Origin of the sequence: Anoxybacillus sp. MB8, from assembly GCF_011006755.1 — a bacterium.
GTDB classification, from domain to species: domain Bacteria; phylum Bacillota; class Bacilli; order Bacillales; family Anoxybacillaceae; genus Anoxybacillus; species Anoxybacillus gonensis.
This window is the reverse complement of sequence record NZ_RXXX01000016.1, coordinates 24,677-48,439: the sequence shown is the minus strand read 5'-3', so window position 1 is coordinate 48,439 and position 23,763 is coordinate 24,677. Positions and strand designations below refer to the sequence as shown.

General features: G+C 42.8%; 21 protein-coding genes. All 21 read right to left on the bottom strand.

The features are described from left to right. Positions 1–3: 3 nt before the first annotated feature. A complete protein-coding gene (gene putP, locus EKC99_RS07700) occupies positions 4–1,461 on the bottom strand; it encodes a sodium/proline symporter PutP (protein WP_019418467.1) in 1,458 nt (485 codons plus the stop codon). Positions 1,462–1,546: 85 nt separating this feature from the next. Further along, the gene (locus tag EKC99_RS07695) at positions 1,547–2,461 is read right to left on the bottom strand and encodes a proline dehydrogenase family protein (protein WP_009362545.1); all 915 of its coding nucleotides are present in this window, start codon (positions 2,459–2,461) and stop codon (positions 1,547–1,549) included. Positions 2,462–2,475: 14 nt separating this feature from the next. Next, positions 2,476–4,023, bottom strand: a complete 1,548-nt coding sequence (pruA, locus tag EKC99_RS07690; RefSeq protein ID WP_163151302.1) for an L-glutamate gamma-semialdehyde dehydrogenase — start codon at positions 4,021–4,023, stop codon at positions 2,476–2,478. A gap of 98 nt (positions 4,024–4,121) precedes the next feature. Further along, positions 4,122–5,324 carry a PucR family transcriptional regulator gene (locus tag EKC99_RS07685; protein ID WP_163151290.1) on the bottom strand — a complete coding sequence of 401 codons (1,203 nt, stop codon included), beginning with the start codon at positions 5,322–5,324 and terminating at the stop codon, positions 4,122–4,124. Positions 5,325–5,405: 81 nt separating this feature from the next. After that, complete coding sequence (locus tag EKC99_RS07680; protein WP_163151288.1) at positions 5,406–6,359, bottom strand: ABC transporter permease; 954 nt, start codon at positions 6,357–6,359, stop codon at positions 5,406–5,408. After that, positions 6,360–7,406, bottom strand: coding sequence for an ABC transporter permease (locus EKC99_RS07675; RefSeq protein WP_009362541.1), 1,047 nt, complete (start codon positions 7,404–7,406; stop codon positions 6,360–6,362). Next, positions 7,403–8,932 carry an ABC transporter ATP-binding protein gene (locus EKC99_RS07670; protein ID WP_021095410.1) on the bottom strand — a complete coding sequence of 510 codons (1,530 nt, stop codon included), beginning with the start codon at positions 8,930–8,932 and terminating at the stop codon, positions 7,403–7,405. The genes EKC99_RS07675 and EKC99_RS07670 overlap by 4 nt, the downstream gene beginning before the upstream one ends. Before the next feature lie 119 nt (positions 8,933–9,051). Beyond that, complete coding sequence (locus EKC99_RS07665) at positions 9,052–10,125, bottom strand: BMP family lipoprotein (protein WP_021095411.1); 1,074 nt, start codon at positions 10,123–10,125, stop codon at positions 9,052–9,054. 105 nt (positions 10,126–10,230) lie between these two features. Beyond that, positions 10,231–10,956 (bottom strand): GntR family transcriptional regulator, encoded by a 726-nt coding sequence (locus tag EKC99_RS07660; protein WP_021095412.1) that lies wholly within the window; start codon positions 10,954–10,956, stop codon positions 10,231–10,233. A 201-nt stretch (positions 10,957–11,157) separates the two neighbouring features. Continuing rightward, a complete protein-coding gene (locus tag EKC99_RS07655) occupies positions 11,158–13,392 on the bottom strand; it encodes a DNA translocase FtsK (protein ID WP_163151286.1) in 2,235 nt (744 codons plus the stop codon). Between the two features lie 64 nt (positions 13,393–13,456). Continuing rightward, a complete protein-coding gene (locus EKC99_RS07650) occupies positions 13,457–13,681 on the bottom strand; it encodes a YlzJ-like family protein (protein WP_021095414.1) in 225 nt (74 codons plus the stop codon). Continuing rightward, a complete protein-coding gene (locus EKC99_RS07645; protein ID WP_019418460.1) occupies positions 13,678–14,391 on the bottom strand; it encodes a ClpP family protease in 714 nt (237 codons plus the stop codon). The genes EKC99_RS07650 and EKC99_RS07645 overlap by 4 nt, the downstream gene beginning before the upstream one ends. Before the next feature lie 110 nt (positions 14,392–14,501). After that, positions 14,502–16,163: a ribonuclease J gene (locus tag EKC99_RS07640; protein ID WP_163151284.1), complete on the bottom strand. Its 1,662-nt coding sequence runs from the start codon at positions 16,161–16,163 to the stop codon at positions 14,502–14,504. A gap of 104 nt (positions 16,164–16,267) precedes the next feature. Next, complete coding sequence (gene dapA / locus EKC99_RS07635) at positions 16,268–17,137, bottom strand: 4-hydroxy-tetrahydrodipicolinate synthase (protein ID WP_163151282.1); 870 nt, start codon at positions 17,135–17,137, stop codon at positions 16,268–16,270. 12 nt (positions 17,138–17,149) lie between these two features. Next, positions 17,150–18,379 (bottom strand): aspartate kinase, encoded by a 1,230-nt coding sequence (gene dapG / locus EKC99_RS07630; protein ID WP_009362532.1) that lies wholly within the window; start codon positions 18,377–18,379, stop codon positions 17,150–17,152. 22 nt (positions 18,380–18,401) lie between these two features. Beyond that, the gene (gene asd / locus EKC99_RS07625) at positions 18,402–19,451 is read right to left on the bottom strand and encodes an aspartate-semialdehyde dehydrogenase (protein ID WP_009362531.1); all 1,050 of its coding nucleotides are present in this window, start codon (positions 19,449–19,451) and stop codon (positions 18,402–18,404) included. Positions 19,452–19,556: 105 nt separating this feature from the next. Further along, the gene (dpaB, locus tag EKC99_RS07620; RefSeq protein ID WP_009362530.1) at positions 19,557–20,150 is read right to left on the bottom strand and encodes a dipicolinate synthase subunit B; all 594 of its coding nucleotides are present in this window, start codon (positions 20,148–20,150) and stop codon (positions 19,557–19,559) included. Next, positions 20,147–21,049 carry a dipicolinic acid synthetase subunit A gene (gene dpaA / locus EKC99_RS07615; protein ID WP_240468826.1) on the bottom strand — a complete coding sequence of 301 codons (903 nt, stop codon included), beginning with the start codon at positions 21,047–21,049 and terminating at the stop codon, positions 20,147–20,149. The genes dpaB and dpaA overlap by 4 nt, the downstream gene beginning before the upstream one ends. Before the next feature lie 117 nt (positions 21,050–21,166). Then, on the bottom strand, positions 21,167–21,403 hold the full coding sequence (locus EKC99_RS07610; RefSeq protein ID WP_003394797.1) for a YlmC/YmxH family sporulation protein: 237 nt from the start codon (positions 21,401–21,403) through the stop codon (positions 21,167–21,169). A gap of 59 nt (positions 21,404–21,462) precedes the next feature. After that, positions 21,463–22,704, bottom strand: coding sequence for a M16 family metallopeptidase (locus tag EKC99_RS07605; protein WP_163151280.1), 1,242 nt, complete (start codon positions 22,702–22,704; stop codon positions 21,463–21,465). Next, positions 22,697–23,659, bottom strand: coding sequence for a polysaccharide deacetylase family protein (locus EKC99_RS07600; protein WP_205597800.1), 963 nt, complete (start codon positions 23,657–23,659; stop codon positions 22,697–22,699). Before EKC99_RS07600 ends, EKC99_RS07605 begins: the two co-directional genes overlap by 8 nt. Positions 23,660–23,763: the final 104 nt, after the last annotated feature.

Sequence of the window (23,763 nt, the reverse complement as noted above, 5' to 3'; positions counted from 1 at the left end):
TTCTTATGATGAAATCGTACGTTTAAACGTATCAAATTGCTCTGTCACACGTTTTTCAGGTGTAGCTGTGAATAAGCTGACAATGACAATCGCAACAAAGCTGGCGATAAAGCCCGGCACCATTTCGTACATGACGCTTGCATATGAGGAATTCGCCCAGACGATGACTGTCGTTGCCCCTGCAATCATTCCCGCAAGCGCTCCCCATTTTGTCATACGGCGCCAGTACAAGCTTAATATAATCACAGGACCGAATGAAGCCCCAAATCCTGCCCATGCATAACCGACAAGATTTAAAATGGTATTATTTTGCTCGTATGCGAGCAATAAGGCAACAATCGATACAAGTAGGACAGATAAACGACCGACAAATACAAGCTCTTTATCAGACGCTGAGCGACGGAATAAAATTTTATATAAATCTTCCGTTAGTGAACTAGATGTTACTAACAATTGAGATGAAATCGTACTCATAATTGCCGCTAAAATGGCTGCAAGTAAAAATCCTGTAATAAGCGGATGGAATAAAATTTCTCCAAGTTTAATAAATACTGTTTCTGGGTCTTCCAACTTCATGCCTGCTTGTTTAAAGTAAGCGATTCCAAAAAGACCTGTTAACATCGCACCGACAGATGAAAAGATCATCCAGCCCATTCCGATGCGGCGTGCTTGTTTCATTTCTTTCACTGATGAAATCGCCATAAAACGAACAATAATGTGTGGCTGACCGAAATAACCAAGTCCCCATGCAAATAGCGAGATGATACCGACAACGCTTGTCCCTTTAAACAAATCAAGCAAGTTCGGATCCATATCGCGAATCGTTGTCGTCGTTTCAGTTAATCCCCCAATGTGCATAAGCGTCACAACCGGCACGAGAATAAGCGCAATAAACATAATGAGTCCTTGCACAAAGTCCGTCCAACTGACCGCTAAAAATCCCCCGAATAATGTGTACGCGACAACAACACCAGCTACAATCCATAATCCTGTATGATAATCTGTGCCAAACGAATTTTTAAACATGACCCCGCCAGAAACGAGACCAGAAGAAACGTAAAAGGTAAAGAAAATCATAATGACGAATCCAGAAACGAGACGCAATAACTTCGATGTATCACCGAAACGGTTTTCTAAAAACGATGGAATCGTAATCGAATCGTTCGCTACTTCTGTATATACTCGTAAACGTGGAGCAACGTATAACCAGTTCGCATACGCTCCAAGAGCTAATCCGATCACAATCCATGAAGCGCTTAACCCTTGCGCATACATCGCTCCCGGCAATCCGAGCAACAACCAACCGCTCATATCCGATGCTCCCGCGCTCAATGCGGTAACGGCTGGACCGAGCGTTCGTCCGCCTAACATATAATCAGACAAGTTCGATGTCCGTTTATACGCCCAATATCCGATGAATAACATCCCCACCATATACACAACGACAGATGTAATAACCAAAACAATCTCCCCTTCCTTTGTTGTCTATAAAAACCCCTTTGTACGTATCATTATACTAAAATATGTTCACAATTTGTACAAAAAATTATTTTCCAAAAAAGCCTTTTAATGCGAACGCGACGTTTTGTGGACGTTCTGCTAATCGGCGCATGAAATAGCCGAACCAATCATTCCCGAATGGAACGTATACGCGCATCGTATAGCCTTCTTTTGCAAGCTGTTGTTGCATATCTGTTCGAAAGCCATATAACATTTGAAACTCAAATTGGTTACGCGGAATATTATTTTCTTTCGCAAACTTTTTTACTTTTTCAATAATATGATGATCATGTGTGGCAATCGCTGTATAACTTCCGCTTAATAAGTGAAGACGAATCATATTCATGTAGTTTTCATCAATTTGTTGTTTCTCTTGAAACGCCACTTCTGGCGGCTCTTTATACGCTCCTTTCACTAAACGAAGCGATACTCCTTTCAAATCTTTTACATCTTGTTCAGCGCGATATAAATATGCTTGAATGACCGTTCCAACGTTGTCGTACGTGCGGCGTAGTTCGTGTAATAAATCGAGCGTCGCTTGGCAATGCGCTGAATCTTCCATATCGATGCGCACGAAGTTGTTATATCGTTTCGCCGTTTCAACAATTTGACGCATATTGTTTAAGCAAAAATCAAAGTCAATATCAAGCCCAAGCTGCGTCAATTTGACGGACAAGTTGCTTTGAACGCCTGCACGATGAATGGCTTCTAACGTGCGGATGTTATATTGTGTCGCTTCAATGGCTTCTTCGCGACTTGAAACGAACTCTCCTAAATGATCGAGCGTACAAACGAGCCCTTTTTCATTTAGTTCACGAACCTTTTTGATAGCGCTTTCAATCGTTTCCCCTGCAACAACTTGGGAAGCTCCGAAACGGAGCCCCCATTTTTTCGCCGCTTGATTTAACATTTTACTTTGTGAAGCATATAAAAAAATATTTTTCGATAGTTGTGCAAGCATGGCCATTCCCCCTTTTAAAACATTTCACTGACTGTTTTTGCTTGCATATGGAGCAATAAATAGTCTGGACCACCTGCTTTAGAATCTGTTCCTGACATGTTAAACCCGCCAAACGGATGATAGCCGACAATCGCTCCGGTACAACCGCGATTAAAATATAAGTTTCCAACATGAAACTCTTCGCGTGCTTTTTCTAAATGAGCACGATTGTTTGAAATGACTGCCCCTGTTAATCCGTAATCTGTATTGTTCGCCACTTCAAGCGCTTCATCAAACGTACGCACTTTCGTAAACGCAACGACCGGACCAAAAATTTCTTCTTGCATGATTCGAGCAGTTGGGGCAACATCTGCAAATACGGTTGGCTGAATAAAAAATCCTGTCGTATCGTCTCCTTCTCCCCCTGTCATAAGCTTCCCTTCTTGCTTGCCAATTTCGATATAGCTCATAATTTTATCGTACGATACTTGATCAATGACAGGTCCCATAAAAGTGCTTTGCTCTTGTGGATTGCCGACCTTTAATTGCTTTGTTAACTCAACGACGCGACTAAGCACTTCGTCATATACATCTTCAAGAACGATGGCACGCGAGCATGCCGAGCATTTTTGCCCTGAAAAACCGAATGCGGAAGCAACGATCGATTGTGCGGCTAATTCAAGATCCGCATCCCGATCAACGATGATCGCATCTTTTCCACCCATTTCTGCGATGACACGCTTCAACCATTTTTGTCCTGGTTGAACGATAGCTGCCCGTTCATAAATGCGACATCCAACGGCACGCGATCCTGTAAAAGAAATGAAGCGCGTTTGCGGATGTTCGACAATATATTCTCCAACTTCTGCTTCTCCTCCCGGCAAATAGTTTAATACTCCTTGCGGGAGACCGGCCTCTTCCATCAGTTCAACAAACTTTGCAGCAACAATTGGGGCGCGATCGGATGGTCGTAAAATGACCGTATTTCCTGTCACAATCGCCGCAACCGTCGTTCCAGCCATAATCGCAAGCGGGAAATTAAACGGTGAAATAATTAACCCGACACCAAGCGGCACATAAAAAAATCGATTGGACTCTCCCGGGCGGCTAAGCACAGGCACACCTTCTGCAAGGGAAATCATTTGTCTCGCGTAATATTCTAAAAAGTCAATCGCTTCCGCTGTATCCGCATCTGCTTCTTTCCACGGCTTGCCGACTTCCTTCACTAACCATGCGGAAAATTCATGTTTTCTTCTTCTTAACATCGCTGCTGCGCGCAGCAACACATCGGCGCGCGCCTTTGGCGATACACGTTTCCACGTTTCAAATGCAGAAAGTGCCGCTTCCATCGCTTCATCAGCAAGCGCTTTCGTCGCTTTTGATACGACCCCAACCACTTGCTGTTTATTCGCTGGGTTCGTCGACACCACTTTTTCTTCCGTAACGATTCGTTTTCCTCCAATAATGATTGGATACGCTTGTCCTAGTTGTGTTTCAACATAAGCAAGCGCTTGACGAAACGCAGCTGCTTCTTGCTCAATTGTAAAGTTTGTAAACGGTTCATGTTTGTATGGTACAGTCACATGCATCGATCCTTTCACGATTTTGTCACATATTCTACGATTCATTATAATTTATACTTTCTGAAAATTGTTTGTCGTCAATATATAATCATTTCTACTTATTTTTGTTGCTCATCCACAACACTTTCCTTATATTTGTATAAAAGGAGATCGATATATAACATCATTCGTTGTTCAAAATCGTGCAGCGGAAGCGTTGTGATCGACTGCATGCGCTTTAGTCGATAATGTAACGTATTCGGATGAATGTATAAACTTTCAGCTGTTTGTTTCATGTTGCAGTCGTGTTGAATGTACGCACGAAGCGTATGTAAAAAATCGGTTCCATGTTGTTCATCATGCTTTTTTAGTTTCATAATTGCTTCGTTTTTATAGCGACGCTGTTTATACTGTTCGTATATAAATGGAACGATGCGATAAATACCTAAATCACGATAAGCATGCGGTAACGGCTCATCCATATGCTTTTTCAAATGAATGACTTCCATCGCCTCTTTATAGCTGTCGCGCAGTTTTTGCAGCCCGTTATATTCATTGCCAATGCCAATGAGAACATCGTGATCGATTCGACAATGAAAATCTTGTTGCAATTTTGTGATCATCATGTTCACTACATCGATCGGGCGTTGCGTCGGTGTTTCCCCGACAATAAGCAAAAACGGATGATTGTGATGAATAAAAAAGATTGGGGCATGTGTCGTTTTTGACACCCATGTTACATATTGGCGAACGTCATCTATGCTCTCATGATGTTCGACATGAAAAACGACAACAGCAAATCGCGAAGGAAACGTTACCCCAAGCAACTGTAGTTCCATTTGAACGTCTCGTTCGCTCATATCACGATATTGAATAAAGCGTAGAAAAAGGTCATGAACTTCTTCTTGCCGTTTGTATCTTTTCCCCATTTGCTCGTGTAATATTTGAGCAGCCTCTTTTGCTACTTCTTCGATACGTCTCCGTTGTTCGTCTGTCAAATCGTGGAGTGCTACCTGCACCCAAAGATAGCCGTACACTTTCCCAGCATGTTTTAAACAAACGACAGCGCGTGCACCAAGATCAATCTCAGGGAGTGGAGGAATGCTAACGACTCCGTCTGCTTGTTCAATTTTTTTCATCCATCCGTGTTCATGTAAATAATGGTAAACATGAGCGGATGCTCGCTTGCTTAAAATCGTACGCATGCGCACTTCATCCGTTTCATCGTGATGACCGCTATATGCAAGCAATTCAAAATCGCGTGATTCAATCGTTACGGGATGTTGCAGTTCAAAAAATAATTGATCAACTAATTTATGCAATGAAATCCCCTCCTTGCTTTTATTATGCGTGATCAAAGGCGTGAAAAAAAGACTTCGGGCTGTCCCGAAGTCTTTTCCCTATTAACGTTTTCCTTTTACGTACGGCGTACCGAGCGCTTTTGGCGCATCTGCACGTCCGATAAATCCAGTTAGCGCTAAAATGGTTAACGCATAAGGCAAAATAAGCAAGTAAACAGTTGGTACGTTTTTCAAAAACGGAATCGCCTGTCCAACGATACTTAAACTTTGCGCAAACCCGAAGAAAAGCGCTGCTCCCATCGCACCAAGTGGATGCCATTTTCCGAAAATCATCGCCGCAAGCGCCATAAATCCTTGTCCAGAAATCGTCGCATGGCTAAAGTCGCGTGAAATAATCGTTGCATAAATCGAACCGCCAATTCCTGCAAGCGCACCGCTTAACATCACTGCGATATACCGCATTTTTGTAACGTTAATTCCCATCGTATCCGCCGCCATCGGATGTTCCCCAACAGCACGAAGACGAAGTCCAAACGGCGTTTTGTAAATGACGTACCATACGACAAATGCTAATACAATCGCTAAGTAAGATGGGATATATCCGTTTGAGAATAAAATCGGACCGAGAATCGGAATTTTGCTTAAAATTGGAATGTCAATTTTATCAAAACCAACTTGCACTTGGTCAGTTTGACCTTTTCCATACCACATTTTCACAAGAAACAGCGATAATCCTAGTGCTAAAAAGTTGATCGCCACCCCGCTAACGACTTGGTCCGCGCGAAGCGAAATCGCCGCGACCGCATGCATAAGCGAGAAAATCGAAGCAACAACCATCGCCACAAGCATCGCAAGCCATGGTGTCCATTCACCGAACTGATCGGCAAACGTTAAGTTAAACACGACACCGGTAAATGCACCGATGACCATCAATCCTTCTAATCCGATATTGACAACGCCGGAACGTTCACTAAATACGCCACCAAGCGCCGTAAAAATAAGAGGTGCCGCAAAGAAAATCGCGGAAGGAATAATAATTTCAAGGATGTGTAACATTTATTTTCCCTCCTTTTTGAAGCGCGTAAGCACAAGACGAATTAAGTAGCTTGAAGCAACGAAGAAAATAATCAACGCAATGACGATGTCAACAAGTTCTGTTGGCACGTCGGCTGCTGATGGCATTTCAAGCGCTCCAACTTTTAACGCTCCAAATAAGATCGCTGCTAAAATAATTCCGAATGCGTTATTTCCACCAAGGAGGGCAACCGCAATTCCATCGAATCCGACTCCGGTAAATCCAGCCTTGACCGAGACGTTTTCAAACGTTCCTAGCCCTTCCATCGCTCCAGCAATGCCTGCAAATGCTCCTGAAATAACCATCGCTAATATAATATTGCGGTTGACGTTCATCCCTGCATAATGAGATGCATGTTGGTTAAAACCGACGGCACGAAGTTCATATCCTGTCGTCGTTTTCTCAAGCAAGAACCACATGACAACAGCCGCAATTAACGAAATAATAATGCCGTAATGAAGCGTGGAGTAATCGGTTAAAGACTGTAAAAACTCTGAACGTAACGATGCGGACGGATGAATTTTTTCCGATTTAAAGCCTTGATCGGATAAAACAGAACGAATGACCGCATTCGATACGTATAGTGCAATATAGTTCATCATAATCGTCACGATGACTTCATGAACGCGGAAGCGCGCTTTTAAAAACCCAGGAATAAATCCCCAAAGCGCCCCTGCAAGTGCTGCCGCAACAATTGCAAGTGGCAAGTGAATCACTTTTGGAAGCTCAAAGGCAACACCGACCCAAACGGCCGCAAGCCAACCGACGATGAGTTGTCCTTCTACCCCGATGTTAAATAGCCCTGTACGAAACGCAAACGCAACCGCTAACCCGGCTAAAATATATGGCGTCACTTGACGAATCGTTTCCCCAATATAATATCGATCACCAAAAGCCCCGTACAATAAAGCAGAATATCCGGCCACTGGGTCATAACCGCTCACGATCATGACAATTGCGCCCACAATAATTCCAAGAATAACTGCAAAAACAGGGACGAGAATGTTCGTTAAACGATTTTCACTCATGATGATACACCCGCTTCCTTCCGTTTGCTTCCTGCCATCAACAAGCCAAGCTCTTGTTCTGTCGTTTCTTTCGGATCGACAATAGCTACAATTTTTCCTTCATAAATTACGGCAATGCGATCGCTGACGTTCATAATTTCATCTAATTCGAATGAAACGAGCAATACCGCTTTCCCTTTATCACGCTGTTCAATAAGACGTTTATGAATAAATTCGATCGCTCCCACGTCAAGTCCGCGTGTCGGTTGCGCGGCGATGAGTAAATCTGGGTCGCGGTCTACTTCGCGTCCGATAATCGCTTTTTGTTGGTTTCCTCCTGATAAAGCCCGCGCTTTCGTATATTCGTCTGGCGTACGAACGTCAAATTCTTGAATAAGCTGACGTGCTTTATCGTAAATCGCTTTAAAGTTTAAAATGCCGCGTTTTGAGTACGGCTCTTTATAATACGTTTGGAGCACCATGTTTTCCCCGATTGGGAAGTCTAGCACAAGACCATGTTTATGGCGGTCTTGTGGGATATGGCCTACACCCGTTTCCGTAATTTGTCTAGGTGTTAAATTGCGAATCTCTTTTCCATTTAAACGAATAGAACCCGATTCTGACTTTATTAAACCGGTGATCGCTTCAATTAACTCCGTCTGTCCGTTTCCGTCTACCCCTGCGATTCCGACAATTTCTCCTGCATGGACAGTTAGATGTAAATGGTCGACTGCCGTAATGCCACGTGAATCTTTCACGACTAAATCTTCAATTTCAAGGACAGGTTTTCCGACTTTCGGAGGTTGTTTTTCTGTTTTGAAATGCACTTCACGTCCAACCATGAGTGCAGCGAGTTCGTTTGGGTTTGTTTCCGATACGTTTAGTGTGCCGATGCCTTTTCCTCGTCGAATGACCGTAACACGATCACACACTTCCATAATTTCTTTTAATTTGTGCGTAATTAAAATAATCGATTTTCCTTCACGTACAAGCGCTTTCATAATTTGGATAAGTTCTTGAATTTCTTGTGGCGTTAACACTGCTGTTGGTTCGTCAAAAATTAAAATATCTGCCCCACGATATAACGTTTTTAAAATTTCTACACGTTGCTGCATCCCGACAGAAATGTCTGCAATTTTCGCTTTCGGATCAACTGCCAAACCGTAACGTTCGGACAGCTCGCGCACTTCTTTTTCTGCGCGCTCAATATCGATTTGTCCACCTTTTTTCGGTTCGCTTCCTAAAATGATGTTTTCCGTTACTGTAAATGTATCAACGAGCATAAAGTGTTGATGCACCATTCCGATTCCTAAGTCGTTGGCGACGTTCGGATTGGCGATATTTACTTTTTTCCCTTTGACACGAATTTCCCCACCGTCCGGCTGATATAAACCGAATAGTACGTTCATTAACGTCGATTTTCCTGCGCCGTTTTCACCTAATAGCGCATGAATTTCCCCTTTTTTCAATTGCAACGTAATGTTATCGTTTGCCACAAAATTCCCGAAAACTTTGCGGATATTTAACATTTCAATTACGTATTCCAAACGTGATCCACTCCTTATGTGAGCTTGTTAAAATCACTAAATGAAAAGCTGCAACATGTTGCAACTCTTCATTTAGTGGTTCTCCGAAGAAACGCGCTCTTCGGAGAACAGCCATTTGCTTATTTCAATTCAGCACGAGTTGTAGGTACTTTCACTTCGCCGTTAATAATTTTTTGTTTCCACTCATCCACTTGTTTCAATACGTCTTCAGGGACGTTGTTTTTCGATGTCGGCGCAATGCCTACACCATCTTCTTTTAAGCCGTACTCCACAGCTTGACCGCCAGGGAAGTTGCCGTTTTTCGTTTTTGTTGCTAAGTCGTATACTGCAACGTCAACACGTTTTACCATTGACGTTAATGTTACGCTTTTATCTGTCCCAGGCACTTTTCCTTCTTCATATTGGTCGCGGTCAACACCAATGACCCAAATTTCTTTGTTCGGATCTTGTTTTTTCAAGTCAATTGCTTCAGAAAATACACCGTTTCCTGTTCCACCGGCCGCGTGGTAAATAATATCGATACCAGATGCATACATGCTTGAAGCAATTGCTTTTCCTTTGTCTGCTTTGTCAAACGCACCCGCATATTGCACTTCAACTGTCGCGTTTGGGTTTACCGCTTTTACCCCTGCAATGAAGCCGCTTTCGAATTTTTCAATTAGCGGCATTTCAACACCGCCAACGAAACCGATTTTATTCGTTTTTGTCATTAAACCAGCGACAACACCGACAAGGAATGAACCTTCATGCTCTTTAAATGTAATGCTTGCGACATTCGGTTTTTCAACAACGCTGTCGACGATCGCAAACTTATTGTCCGGTTTTTGGTCTGCAATTTCTGTAATGGCATCTGTCATTAAGAAACCGATACCGTAAATGAGGTCAAAATCGTTACGTACAAGTTTATTTAAGTTTGTTGCGTAATCCGCATCGCCTTTTGACTGTAAGTAGTCATAGCCACCTTTTCCTTTTTTCAAACCGTTTTCTTCACCAAATTTTTGTAATCCTTCCCATGCTGATTGGTTGAACGACTTATCGTCAATTCCACCAACGTCTGTAACCATCGCTACGCTAAACTCAGACGCTTTTCCTTCCTCTTTTTTCGGCTCTTCTTTCGCCTGTCCGCAGCCGCCAAGAAGCATACCGGCAGTCAATAATAAAGACATCGACAATCCAAAACGCTTTTTCTTCATCAATCATTACCCCCTCAAATGAAATATGGATTAGTAAAAAGTGAAATGCAAAATATCCTTCTCCCTCCAACGTCACCTCCTTAACAGGATAAGCGCTTTTATAAGCTACACGCGTTTTCTTAACACGTGGAAACTAAACTTATCTGATTTGAAGTAGTCGATTGAGTATAAAATCGGCTCGTCATTTTCGTCAAAATGCATTTGCTTTAAAACTAAAAGCGCTGTTTCCGGCTCGCATTGTAAAATCGGTGACACTTTTTCGTGATAGCCAAGCGGTTCAATGTGTGTAACCGCATACGCGATATACCGATTCGCTTCATTATGTAATATTTCTAATAACGACTCATTTTCATAAGCAATTCCTTTAGGTAAATATTTACACGGAACTTTATCAATACAATAAACGACCGGCTCATTATTCGCTGTTCGTACCCGCTCAACAACAAGTAAATCTTCCTCTTTATGACATTGAAAGCGCTTTATATCATCTTCAGTCGGTTTTTGAATAGAAGAAGATAAAAAAATCGTCCCCGGTTTACGCCCGGCTTGGCGAATCATCTCCGTCACGCTACTTAGTTGTTCAATACCTGAGGTGAACATCGGGCGGGAACTAACGAACGTCCCGACACCGTGGCGGCGGATGATGACATTTTCTTCTTCTAATACGCGTAATGCTTCCCGCAATGTCGCTCGACTTACTCCTAACTGTCTTGCTAGCTCAAACTCAGAAGGGAGTTTTTCTTTTTCCTTATATACCCCTTTTTCAATATCTTTTTTAATACGATCAATCACTTGTAAATATAAGTGTCGATGATCAGATTTAACAGACATTCACCATCCCCCACCTTAGATATCAGACATCTGATGTTAGACAAATTTCTTATTAATAATATAACATTTTTTCGTTCATAAATAAATAGGGAATAAAAAAATGTCGAAAAAAGTCGTATGAAATCATATGTAAGCGATTTTAATAATATATCATTATTATGCCCCATTTATACAAAAAAGAGGCTTGTTTTTCAGCCTCTTTCATGACGTTTTTGCTTGATCGTTTGACGATACGAGCACAGCGCGCGGTTTACTTCCTTCATAAGGTCCAACAATGCCGCGAGCTTCCATCGCATCAATTAGACGTGCTGCTCGGTTATAACCGATACGAAATCGTCGCTGCAACATCGAAACAGATGCACTTTGCATATCAATGACGAGCTGAACCGCTTCATCAAACAACTCATCATCAAACGCTTCTGTCGGTTCATCATCTTGCGCGATCATCGTTTCTTCGTATTGTGCTTTTTGTTGTGAAATGACATATTGTACGACATTTTCTACTTCTTGATCGGACACAAAAGCTCCTTGAACCCGAACAGGTTTAGACGCACCGACAGGTAAGAAGAGCATGTCACCTCGCCCAAGCAATTTTTCAGCTCCACCCATGTCTAAAATCGTTCGGGAGTCCGTCTGTGATGATACGCTAAATGCAATGCGAGACGGAATGTTTGCTTTAATGACGCCTGTAATAACATCAACAGATGGACGCTGCGTGGCGATAATTAAATGAATGCCTGCTGCGCGCGCCATTTGAGCAAGACGAGTGATGGAATCTTCTACATCGCTTGAAGCAACCATCATTAAGTCGGCTAGTTCGTCAACGATGACGACAATGTACGGTAAAAGCGGTTGCTTGATTTCTGCTGTTTCATTATGACGATCGATATATTCGTTATATCCTTCAATATTGCGCGTGCCCGTATGCGAAAAGAGCTCATATCGTCGCTCCATTTCGCTCACTACTTTTTTTAACGCTTGAGACGCTTTTTTCGGATCGGTTACGACCGGAGAAAGCAAATGCGGAATGCCGTTATATACACTTAACTCCACCATTTTCGGATCAATCATCATCATTTTCACTTCATGCGGTTTCGTGCGCATAAGCAAGCTAACGATAATGGCGTTAATACATACACTTTTCCCGCTTCCCGTCGCACCAGCAACAAGTAAATGAGGCATTTTATTTAGTTCAGCAAGCACCGCTTGTCCCGATATATCGCGCCCAAGTCCGATTAACAGTTTCGCCTCTCGTTTATCGGCTTCTTTCGCTTCTAATACTTCGCGTAAAGAAACCATCGCAATTTCTTCATTTGGCACTTCAATGCCGATCGCTGATTTTCCGGGAATCGGTGCTTCAATGCGAATGTCTTTTGCCGCTAGAGCGAGCGCTAAATCGTCACTTAAACTAACGATTTTACTTACTTTCACACCGACATCTGGATATACTTCGTATCTTGTGACAGCTGGACCGATATGCACTTTCGTTACCTTTGCCTTTACACCGAAGCTTTGAAACGTTTTTTCAAGCTTGCGGGCATTTTCATAAATACTTTCTTTTTCCCGCGATTGATCAACTGCCTTCGGAGGAGAAAGCAAATCAATGGGCGGCAACGCGTAATCTGTTTCATGTGTTTGCGTAAATACGATCGGCTTTTCTTCTTCCGCTCCTTCATTGAAGTTGGAAATGACAGGACCTTCCACGACGATCGTTTCGTCTTCCTCTTCCTCTTTTTCCTCCAGCGCTGTCACTACTTCAATATGTGGCTGCTGTTGCTTTTCTTTTTTCGGACGATTGAAAAATGAACGAACATCGGCGATAACCGCTTTCGTTTGCTTCCGCATAAACGAAACAAACCATTCAATTCCTTTTCCTGCTGTATCACGTAACGTTTTTCCTGTCAAAAGCAACACGCCAAGTATCATCAACAGCGAAGCAATCCATTTTGTTCCTAATTGATCAAATAAATAATAGCTAATTGTGTACAATAAAGCGCCGAGCATACCACCACCTAAGTCAGAAAAAGAACCGCTCTCCCCGCGCACATCTTTCCAAAACAACTCCCACGTCGTTCGAATAATGCTCGGGTTTATTAATTTTCCATTTCTCGATAAAATGTGAAATAGCGCTTCGTGGCTAAACAACAATAATGAAAGAACGATCAAGTACAATCCAACAAGAACACGTTGAAAGAACGGAGGCCATGCCCTCTTCCAAATCACGTATAGCGATATAGCAAGCGCTCCTAATAACGCAACGATATACCACTCTCCCATAAAAAAGCGAGTAGCAAAAACGAGTGAACGCCCGACAGCTCCGACGTTTGCCATCGCGATGACTGTACATGCTAGCATCGTCAATCCGATGAATTCAAAGCGCAATGTTTTTTTCCATTGATCTTGTTTGTTTGTGCGACGCTTATTTTTCTTTCCCATTTCGCCCACTCCAACATATAAGGTGAAAAAGCAGCCAACAGTAAAGCGTGGCTGCTTGTTCTTATTATACCATAAATTGTAGTGATGTCGCATAAAGTTTTGTGCCCGGTTCATACGTTAAATAATGTTGTGGATCGCTGCTTAGCACCCGCACAATTTCATACTCATTCGTTTCTGTTTGCTGCACAAGTAAAGACACCCCGTTATATTGAACGGTGCGTTGTTTTTTATACTCCGCCTCATTCGTTTGAAAAACGATAAATTCCGGAACGATAGTATGTAAAATCATTGTAACATCGCCCCTCGTTGATTAGAATGATCGATTAATTCCCGCAATTTGCGCATCGCCTGCGACAGCCCTCCGACCTCGTCAATTAACCCGTACTTTACCGCATCTGTTCCCACCACATTCGTTCCGATATCACGCGTTAAATTTCCTTTAGAAAACATGAGTTCTTTAAACTTTTCTTCGCTAATGTTTGAATGTTTCACAACAAAATTGACGACGCGCTCTTGCATTTTATCTAAATACTCAAACGTTTGTGGGACACCGATGACAAGACCCGTCAAACGAATCGGATGAATCGTCATCGTCGCCGTTTCTGCAATAAACGAATAGTCACACGACACAGCAATTGGCACTCCGATTGAATGTCCTCCACCAAGCACAATAGAAACAGTCGGTTTGGACATCGATGCTAACATTTCCGCAATGGCTAGCCCCGCTTCCACATCTCCTCCAACTGTATTTAATACGACAAGCAATCCTTCAATATTTGGATTTTGTTCAATTGCTACAATTTGCGGAATAATATGCTCATATTTTGTCGTTTTGTTTTGCGGAGGTAATTGAATATGCCCTTCAATTTGTCCGACGATCGTTAAACAATGGATCGTTGAATCGGAAGAAAGCTGCGGGACATTTGTTTGACCGAGCTGAACAATATTTTCTGCCGGAGACGGCTTTGTTTCCTCTTGAGGTACATCTCGTTCTTCCATCATAATCCCCTTTCTGTTACATGATGTCGTTAGTATACGTGAACATCGTCTTGTTCATACAAAAAACACCTGCGAAATGCAGGTGTTTTCTTGACTTTGAGCATGTTGTTTTACACTTCCATAATAATTGGTAAAATCATCGGCTTTCGTTTTGTTTTTTCAAATAAATATTGACTTAGTGCATCACGAATGTTTGTTTTTAATGAAGACCATTCCATAACGTAGTCTTCCATGCTTTTTTCAACAATTTCTTTCACAATTTTAACGGATTCTTCAAAGAGTGTTTCCGATTCACGCACGTATACGAAGCCGCGAGAAATCATTTCTGGACCGGCAACAATGCGTTTCTGTTGTTTACTTAATGTGACAACAACAATCATAATTCCATCTTGTGAAAGTAAGCGACGATCGCGCAACACGATATTTCCTACATCGCCAACGCCTAATCCGTCAATTAAAATTTGACCGCTTGGCACTTTGCCGCCAAAACGGGCGTGACCGTTACGGAACTCGATCACTTCTCCTTTTTCAATTAAGAAGATCGCATCTTGGCGAATGCCGACCGCTTGGGCAATTTTCCCGTGCGCCTTTTGCATACGAAACTCTCCATGTACCGGAATAAAATATTTCGGCTTCATGAAATTAATCATTAACTTCAATTCTTCTTGGTATCCGTGTCCAGACACATGCACTTGACGTTGACCGTACACGACATTCGCTCCTGCACGGTATAAAGCATCAATTGTACGAGCAATAAATAACTCATGTCCCGGCATTGGAGAAGAAGCGACAATCACTGTGTCTCCTTCTTTAATATTGATGTATTTGTGCGCCTGTTTGGCCATGCGTGCAAGCGCCGCCATTGGTTCTCCTTGGTTGCCTGTCGTTAAAATGACTAAATCACGATCATCGTAACGATCTACTTCGCTCATCGGAATGATCATATTTTCATCGAATTTTAAATATCCAAGACGCACAGCAATATCAATTACTTTATGCATATGACGGCTCATAATGACGACTTTTCGTCTATGATCGCGTGCAGCATTTAACACTTGTTGAATGCGCGTAATGTTTGATGCAAAGCAAGCAACAATAATGCGTCCATCTGCATTGTAAATCACATCGGAAATTTCTTGTCCGACAATCGCTTCAGAACCCGTATATCCCGGTTTTTCCGCATTCGTGCTATCGGATAGTAAGCAAAGCACTCCTTGTGCTCCGATTTGCGCCATTTTACCAAAATCCGTACGGCATATGCCAACAGGCGTTTGATCAAATTTAAAATCGCTCGTATATACAATGGCGCCTTGGGACGTATGAATGCTTACACCGAGACAATCTGGAATGCTATGATTTGTTTGAAAAAACGATACGACCGCCTTATCGAATACAATTTCGCTATTCGCGTTTATTTCGATGCGCTTTGCTTTCGATGTAATTCCTTGCTCTTTTAATTTTTCTTCCATGAGCGCGAGCGTCAATTTCGCCCCGTACACAGGGACAGTAATTTTCCGCAGTACATACGCGATCGCCCCAATATGATCGTCATGGCCGTGCGTTAAAAAAATGCCTCGAATGCGTTCTTGTTGCTCTACTAAATACGTAATATCAGGAATGACCATATCAATGCCGAACATTTCATCCTCTGGAAACATGAGTCCTGCATCTAAGACAAAAATGTCTTCATCCACCTCGACGACATACATATTTTTTCCTACCTCTCCAACGCCGCCGAGGGCAAATACACGAATTTTCTCTGCTTGTTTCATCTTTAAAATCCTCCTACAGTCAAACAAACTCACCCGCTCAAAGTCACTTACATCCATTATAACTGATTCAACAATAAAAAAGAAAGGGATGAATTCCCTTTCTTTTAACCTTGTAACACATGCATGAGCTGCAAACGCTCTTGCTCCGTAAGTGGCACAAGCGGAAGACGGACAGAGCCGACATCTAACCCTTTCATTTGTAGAGCCGTTTTGACTGGGACAGGGCTTGGAGCGGCAAATAATGCTTTCATGATCGGCAATAGACGCTGATGCAACTTCGCTGCTTCCTTATTGTCTCCACGCATAAACGCTTGAATCATTTCCTTCATTTCGTTTCCAATAATATGCGAGGCAACGGAAACGACACCGCTTCCGCCAATAGATAATACAGGAAGTGTCAATCCGTCATCTCCGCTATACAACATAAAATCATCGCGCGTTTTTGCGATAATTTCTGTCATCGCGTCTAAGTTGCCGCTTGCATCTTTCACAGCGACAACGTTCGGAATTTGTGACAGACGCACAATCGTTTCAACAGAAATATTCACAACCGCCCGTCCCGGAATGTTATACACCATCACAGGCAACGACGTACTCTCTGCAATGGCTTTATAATGTTGATAAATTCCTTCTTGATTTGGCTTATTGTAATAAGGTGCGACGATCATAACTGCATCGACACCTATTTCTTCTGCCTTTTTCGTCAATTCAATCGATGCGCGGGTATTATTGCTTCCCGTTCCAGCAATGACTGGTACACGTCCGGCAACGACTTCGACGACGTGGCGAAAAAGCGCCAATTTTTCTTCCGTCGTTAACGTCGGAGATTCTCCAGTCGTTCCAGCGACAACAAGAGAATCCGTGCCGTTTTCAATTAAATAGTTCACTAATTGCGTCGTTTTCGCAAAATCGATATTCCCTTTATTGTCAAAAGGGGTGACCATCGCTGTGGCAATTTGACCAAATTGAACCACAATTTTTCACTCCTAACTCAAGTCGTATTGTTTCTGTTCCGCAAGTTGAAACGCATCATGCAATGCATTGACCGCCTCTTTTAAATGTTCTTCCTTCACTAGCACCCAAATCGTTGTATGGCTATCAGCCGATTGCAAAATTTGAATACCGCGTTCCGATAATGCTGTAACAATTTTTGCTGTCACACCCGGGACGCCAGCGATCCCCGCACCAACAGTCGACACTTTTGCGCAACCGCGCGTGACGGTCGGTTCATAACCGAGCCTTTTTAACGTAGCAATCGCTCGATCTGCCACGTCACTCGATACCGTATATACGACACCATTTGGCGAAATGTTAATGAAGTCGACACTAATTCCTTCATTCGCCATCGCTTTAAATACTTCTGCTTGTAAATCGTAATGTCCCTCTTTTGCTGGCACTTTAATTTGCGTAATATTTGAAACATGGGCAATCCCTGTCACTAATCGCTCTTTTACATCGCTTCCTTTTTTCGCAATCGATGTGACAAGCGTCCCTGGCGCATCCGAATACGTGGAGCGAATGCGAATCGGTACTTTTGCTTGCATCGCAATCTCGACGGCACGCGGATGGATCACTTTCGCTCCTTGATACGCCATATTGCAAATTTCTGTATATGTGACGACATCAAGCGGTCGTGCGTTTTCTACAATGCGTGGGTCTGCAGTCATCACGCCTTCTACATCGGTAAAAATGTCGATCCATTCCGCACCGAGTGCGGCACCGAGCGCAGCCGCAGACGTGTCGCTTCCTCCGCGCCCAATCGTTGTCACATCTCCGTTTTCAGCGACACCTTGAAAACCTGCAACAACGACAACATCGTTCTCTTTTAAAGCACGCAACAAACGATCGCAACGCATATCAATAATTTTCGCGTTCGTATGATCGTTGTTCGTGCGAAAGCCTGCTTGCCCTCCGGTAAAGGCTGTCGCTTTTATCCCACACTTATTCAACATGTTTGTAAACACGACGCTTGAAATAATTTCCCCACACGCCATCAACAAATCTTTTTCACGGTTTGTCACATGCGCATTCGCCCCGTCAATGAGGCTAAGGAGCGTATCCGTTGCATACGGATCTCCTTTTCGCCCCATGGCTGAAACGACGACAACCACTTTATAACCGTCTTGCAGCGCTTTTTCAATATGTTTGCGCGCTAAATTTCGGCCGTGTTCATCTCGAACGGACGTGCCGCCAAACTTTTGAACGATTATTTTCAACGTCAACACCTCGATGATGATTTTACGCTTTTACAAGCCCTAATTTTAAAAGACTTTCAGCGATTTGAACAGAGTTCCACGCCGCTCCCTTTAACAAGTTATCAGAAACGATCCATAAATGGAACCCTGTGTCGCGATTTAAATCTTTACGAATGCGGCCGACAAATACATCGTTTTGTCCCGTTGCATATAGCGGCATCGGATATAGCTGTTCGCTCGGATCATCTTGCAATACGACGCCTGGCGCTTCTTTTAATAATGCTTTCAACTCATCAACTGTTACGCCCTCTTGCTCGATTTCAATATACACAGATTCAGAATGTCCCGTCATGACCGGAATGCGCACGCACGTTGCTGCTACTTCTAAATCGGGCATATGCATAATTTTTTTCGTTTCATTAATCATTTTCATTTCTTCAAATGTAAATCCGTTATCTTGAAATTTATCGATTTGTGGAATGGCGTTAAATGCGATCGGATAATGTTTACGATCCGATTTAACCGGTAAAATTTCCGGTGTGACTTCCTCACCATTTAACATGTTGGCTGTTTGTGTTTTTAACTCTTCTACCGCTTGCGCTCCTGCTCCTGACACCGCTTGGTATGTTGAGACGATGACGCGCTTTAATCCGAACGCTTGACGAATCGGTTCAAGCGCAACGACCATTTGAATCGTTGAGCAGTTTGGATTTGCGATAATTCCGTTATGCCCATGTAAATCTGCTTCATTCACTTCAGGAACAACGAGCGGCACGTTTTCGTCCATACGAAACGCGCTCGTATTATCAACAACAATCGCTCCGCGTTTCACCGCTTCCGGAGCGAGTTGTTTAGATACTGCTCCCCCTGCGCTAAATAGCGCGATATGCACCCCTTCAAAGCTTTCTGGCTTTGCTGCTTGCACTTCAATTTCTTCACCTTTAAACATGACTTTTTTCCCTGCTGAACGTTCCGATGAAAGTAAAGATAGTTTAGCAATCGGGAAATTTCTTTTTTCTAACGTTTGAATCATTTGTTGTCCGACAGCTCCCGTTGCGCCGACAACTGCGACATGTAATCCTTTTTGCTCCATTTCTCCTTCTCCTTCCAACTCATAGACAATTTTAATATCATTTATTTTAGCACATTCATTCATAAAGGAGAGACGTTTTTTATAAATTTTCTTTCAACTGTTTATTTATGAACGGCGATATTCGACGATGACCGGTTGAATTTGCCGACCTTCTAGTGCGGCTTCTACCGTATCAAGCAACAATGGCATGTGAGCGACCATTGAATTTGGCTTTTTAAATGGATCGTCTTGACCGAACGGAATAAAGTAAATATTTTTCGCGGCCATTAATCGCATTAAATTTACCCCATTTAAACCGAGCGCGTCGTTTGTCGAAATGCCGACAACAACCGGACGATGATTGCGCATCGTCGCTTTCGCGGCCATTAATACAGGGGAATCTGTCATCGCATTCGCTAATTTGCTCATCGAATTTCCCGTTAACGGTGCAATGACCATACAATCAAGCGGTAATTTCGGTCCTAATGGCTCCGCCTTTACAATTGTATCAATGACTTGATGGCCTGTCATCTCTTCAAGCTTTTTCACCCATTCTTCCCCTTTGCCAAACCGCGTGTTTGTCGACTGCACCGTATACGAAACGATCGGTATGACGTCCGCCCCTTTAGCAATTAATTTTTCAATTTCCGGCATCACCGCCTCATATGTGCAATGTGAGCCTGTTAAGCCGAAGCCAATCCGCTTTCCTTGTACGTTCATTTTTTATTCTCCTTTCGTTTTTTCAAATCTGCAGAAAGAAGTTGCGACAATACGTTCGCGACAATTTGACCCGCCGTTTTCGGAGCAACAATGCCAGGAAGCCCTGGCGCTAATAACGCTTGAATGCCCCGTTTTTCAGCATAGCGAAAGTCGGTACCGCCCGGTTTTGAAGCTAAATCAATAATTAATGTGTGTGCGGGCATTTTCGCAATGACACTGGCGGTCACAACGGGATGAGGAATCGTATTAATGCAAACATCAATATCTTTTACGTGTTGTTCTAAATCGTTTAAATGAAACGGCTCTAGCGCCATCTCTGCAATGCGCGCTAAATGTTCGGAGCGGCGAGCCCCTACTTTTACTCGTGCACCTAAAGCGGCAAACGTCCGCGCGACTGTCATGCCTACACGTCCTAATCCTAAAACAGCAATGCGCGATCCATGAATCGTCACATCTGTATGTTGAATAACCATCATAACCGTTCCCTCTGCCGTCGGGATCGAGTTATAAATCGCCACATCATCCCGTTCAAATAGTTGAACATGTTTTCGCCCAACCGACTTGACGACACGGTCTAAATAGTCATTTGTAATCCCTGAATAAACGGTGCAATGCGTCGGTGTTTGACGAAGTAACTCTTCCGTAAATGTCATTTTTTCATTTGAAAACACCGTTTGAATTTCACCGTCCATGTTCGTTCCGTGGACAGGTAAAACAATGGCGTCTACATCATGGAAATCTACTTCATGAATTTTCATTTTTGTTACTCCAGCAAAGCCATGGTCTAATTGATCGAAGCCAACGAGTGACAATTTCGCGTCAAGTTCCATCAATTTCCGAATGACTTCAAGCTGCCGAGCGTCTCCACCGATGATCGCAACGTGCATTCCTGTCAGCATGAGTTCATTCACCCTCTTATACATCTAGTTTTTTGCCCATCGTTACTTTCACATCTTATGATGCCGGTCATCAAACGGTGAGCGTAAAATGAAAAAAGACACCCCTGCTTGAGGTGTCTAATCATCGACATCAATTAAAATCATATCCGAGCCGATTTTTTTTACGCGGCTCCACGGTACACGTATATCTGTCCCTTCTTTTCGAAACCCAAACCATTTTGTTGTTGGAATAAGAAGCGCTTGAATTTGCCCCGTTCGCTCATGAATTTCTAAATCTGTCTGTCCTAAAATGCCGAGCCGCTCTGCTCTTTTCATATCGACAATTTCTTTTCCGCTCAGTTCACTTAGTCGCACATGTTCCCCCCCTTTCTTTATCATTGTAGAAAAAAAGGCATAAAAAAATGCCTGCAAGTTTATTGTTGCAGGCTTTTTGGCAATGTTCCTTCTGGACTGATAAGCGCAACGGAGAAGTTGTCTGTAAAAATCGTTTGAGCCATCCGATCAACGCTTTCTTTCGTCACGCGATCGATGCTTTCAATGATTTCATCAAGCGAGCGATGCCGCCCTAACAACAACTCATTTTTTCCGTTCCGGCTCATGCGGCTATTTGTACTTTCTAAACTTAACATTAAGTTCCCTTTCATTTGTTCCTTGCTATTTTCTAGCTCTTTTTCGGTAATGCCCTCTTGTTTTAATTGTTCAATCGTTTGTTGAATCGTATCGAATAGAAGATCGAGCTGTTGGCTTCCTGTGCCCCCGTAAATCGTTACCATTCCTCCGTCGCGATATGCAGAATGGTAAGAGAAAATAGAATAAGCTAATCCACGTTGCTCACGTACTTCTTGGAAAAGGCGACTGCTCATGCTTCCGCCTAAAATGTTGTTTAAAATAATTAAGCTATACACATCTTCGTGACCAATGGGCAATCCGTTAAATCCAATACATAAGTGTGCTTGCTCGGTCTCTTTTTTGCGCGCGATTTTATTTGGATAAAACGTTGGTGTGATATGCGCATCGTCACCTTTTTGTCTTGTAAATGATCCGAAATAAGCTTCTACTTGTTGAATAAACGAGTCGTCAACATTGCCCGCAACTGAAATGACAACTCGATCTGGCGTATACGTTTCATGCATATATTGTCGCAACGTCTCACCTGTAAATGTCGCTAACGTTTGCTCCGTTCCTAAAATCGGATAACCGAGCGGGTGATTGCCATAACTTGCTTTGCTCAACAAGTCGTGAACGAGGTCATCTGGTGTATCTTCATACATTTTAATTTCTTCAAATACAACATTTTTTTCTTTTTGTAATTCTTCATCTACAAACGTTGAATGGAAAAACATGTCCGCCAATATATCTAACGCAAATGACGCATGCGTATCTAACACTTTTGCGTAATAGCACGTATACTCCTTCGATGTAAATGCGTTCACTTGACCGCCGATGCGATCAAACGATTCTGCAATATCTCGCGCTGTACGCGTTTTCGTTCCTTTGAAAAACATATGTTCAAGAAAGTGTGAAATGCCATTGTTTCGTTCGTTTTCGTTACGTGATCCTGTGCCGATCCAAATTCCGATCGCCACAGATCGAACAGTTGGAATATGCTCGAGTACAACTCTTACCCCATTTTGACATGTATATGTTTTAATCAAGTCCCTTCCTCCTACTTTTTACAATTCTTTCCTCACTTAATAATGTGGACACATTGCTTATGGCGTATTCTCGTTTTTGTAATGATTGAATTAACGGCTCTAACGCCTGTACCGTCGATACGGTTGGATGCATTAAAATCATCGCTCCGTTATGCACTTTTGATGTTACTCGTTCCACTATAACAGACGGGGACGGTTTTTGCCAATCAATTGTATCGACCGTCCATAAAATTGTGTACATCCCAAGCTCATGAGCGATATATACGACATCGTCGCGATAGCTACCGCTTGGCGGAGCAAATAAGCGAGGTTTCACTCCCGTCGCTGCTTCAATGGCATCGTTTGTTTTGACGATTTGTTCACGAATCGCTTGTTTACTCATCGTTTTTAAATCTGGATGGTTGTATGAATGATTGCCAATTTCATGACCGGCATCTGCAATCATTTTTGCAAGTTGGGGATGTTCTTTTACCCAGCGACCTTCTAAAAAAAATGTGGCACGAACGTTGTATTTTTCAAGAATATGTAACATGTTTGGGATATGTTCACTTCCCCATGCGACATTAATTAAAAAAGAAACCATCGGCTTATCTGGATGCCCCCGATAAATCGGTGATGGAGGCAAATCATGCAAGTGAATAGTCGGTGATACTTGTTTGTATACAAGTTGTTGCTCGGAAAATGTTCCGTTCCGTTTCATTTGTTTATATGATGCCTCAACGTCTACTTCTAATCCGTTGTAGCCAGGAATCGCCTTCCACACGCGATCGACTTTTGCGTTTTGCGCAGGAATATTGTATTGTTTTGCTCGTTCCATAATTTGAATGTATAACGGATCGCTTTGTTTCGCTGCTGTTATATGCCGTAATTCGTGAATATACGTTGTCGTCCACGGATTTTGTACGATGATTGCCGCCATACATATGATCATGACTAAAAAGAACGCTCGCCGCACACTTCGTCCCCTCCTTTTCTAATAAAGAGGGTATGTGCAAGAGGGACAAGGTAGAACGAACGCCAAAAAATTTTACACACAGCAAAGAAGCCAAGGGGATGTGA

What these genes read in the sequence shown, in the direction of transcription:
- EKC99_RS07640 (WP_163151284.1), bottom strand. Translation starts at nt 16,163, where the DNA reads ATGAAACAAGCAGAGAAAATTCGTGTATTTGCCCTCGGCGGCGTTGGA.
- dpaB (WP_009362530.1), bottom strand. Translation starts at nt 20,150, where the DNA reads ATGAACGTACAAGGAAAGCGGATTGGCTTCGGCTTAACAGGCTCACAT.
- EKC99_RS07680 (WP_163151288.1), bottom strand. Translation starts at nt 6,359, where the DNA reads ATGTTACACATCCTTGAAATTATTATTCCTTCCGCGATTTTCTTTGCG.
- EKC99_RS07655 (WP_163151286.1), bottom strand. Translation starts at nt 13,392, where the DNA reads ATGGGAAAGAAAAATAAGCGTCGCACAAACAAACAAGATCAATGGAAA.
- EKC99_RS07645 (WP_019418460.1), bottom strand. Translation starts at nt 14,391, where the DNA reads ATGGAAGAACGAGATGTACCTCAAGAGGAAACAAAGCCGTCTCCGGCA.
- EKC99_RS07660 (WP_021095412.1), bottom strand. Translation starts at nt 10,956, where the DNA reads ATGTCTGTTAAATCTGATCATCGACACTTATATTTACAAGTGATTGAT.
- dpaA (WP_240468826.1), bottom strand. Translation starts at nt 21,049, where the DNA reads ATGCTGACAGGAATGCACGTTGCGATCATCGGTGGAGACGCTCGGCAG.
- EKC99_RS07665 (WP_021095411.1), bottom strand. Translation starts at nt 10,125, where the DNA reads ATGAAGAAAAAGCGTTTTGGATTGTCGATGTCTTTATTATTGACTGCC.
- asd (WP_009362531.1), bottom strand. Translation starts at nt 19,451, where the DNA reads ATGGAGCAAAAAGGATTACATGTCGCAGTTGTCGGCGCAACGGGAGCT.
- EKC99_RS07695 (WP_009362545.1), bottom strand. Translation starts at nt 2,461, where the DNA reads ATGCTTGCACAACTATCGAAAAATATTTTTTTATATGCTTCACAAAGT.
- EKC99_RS07650 (WP_021095414.1), bottom strand. Translation starts at nt 13,681, where the DNA reads ATGATTTTACATACTATCGTTCCGGAATTTATCGTTTTTCAAACGAAT.
- EKC99_RS07675 (WP_009362541.1), bottom strand. Translation starts at nt 7,406, where the DNA reads ATGAGTGAAAATCGTTTAACGAACATTCTCGTCCCTGTTTTTGCAGTT.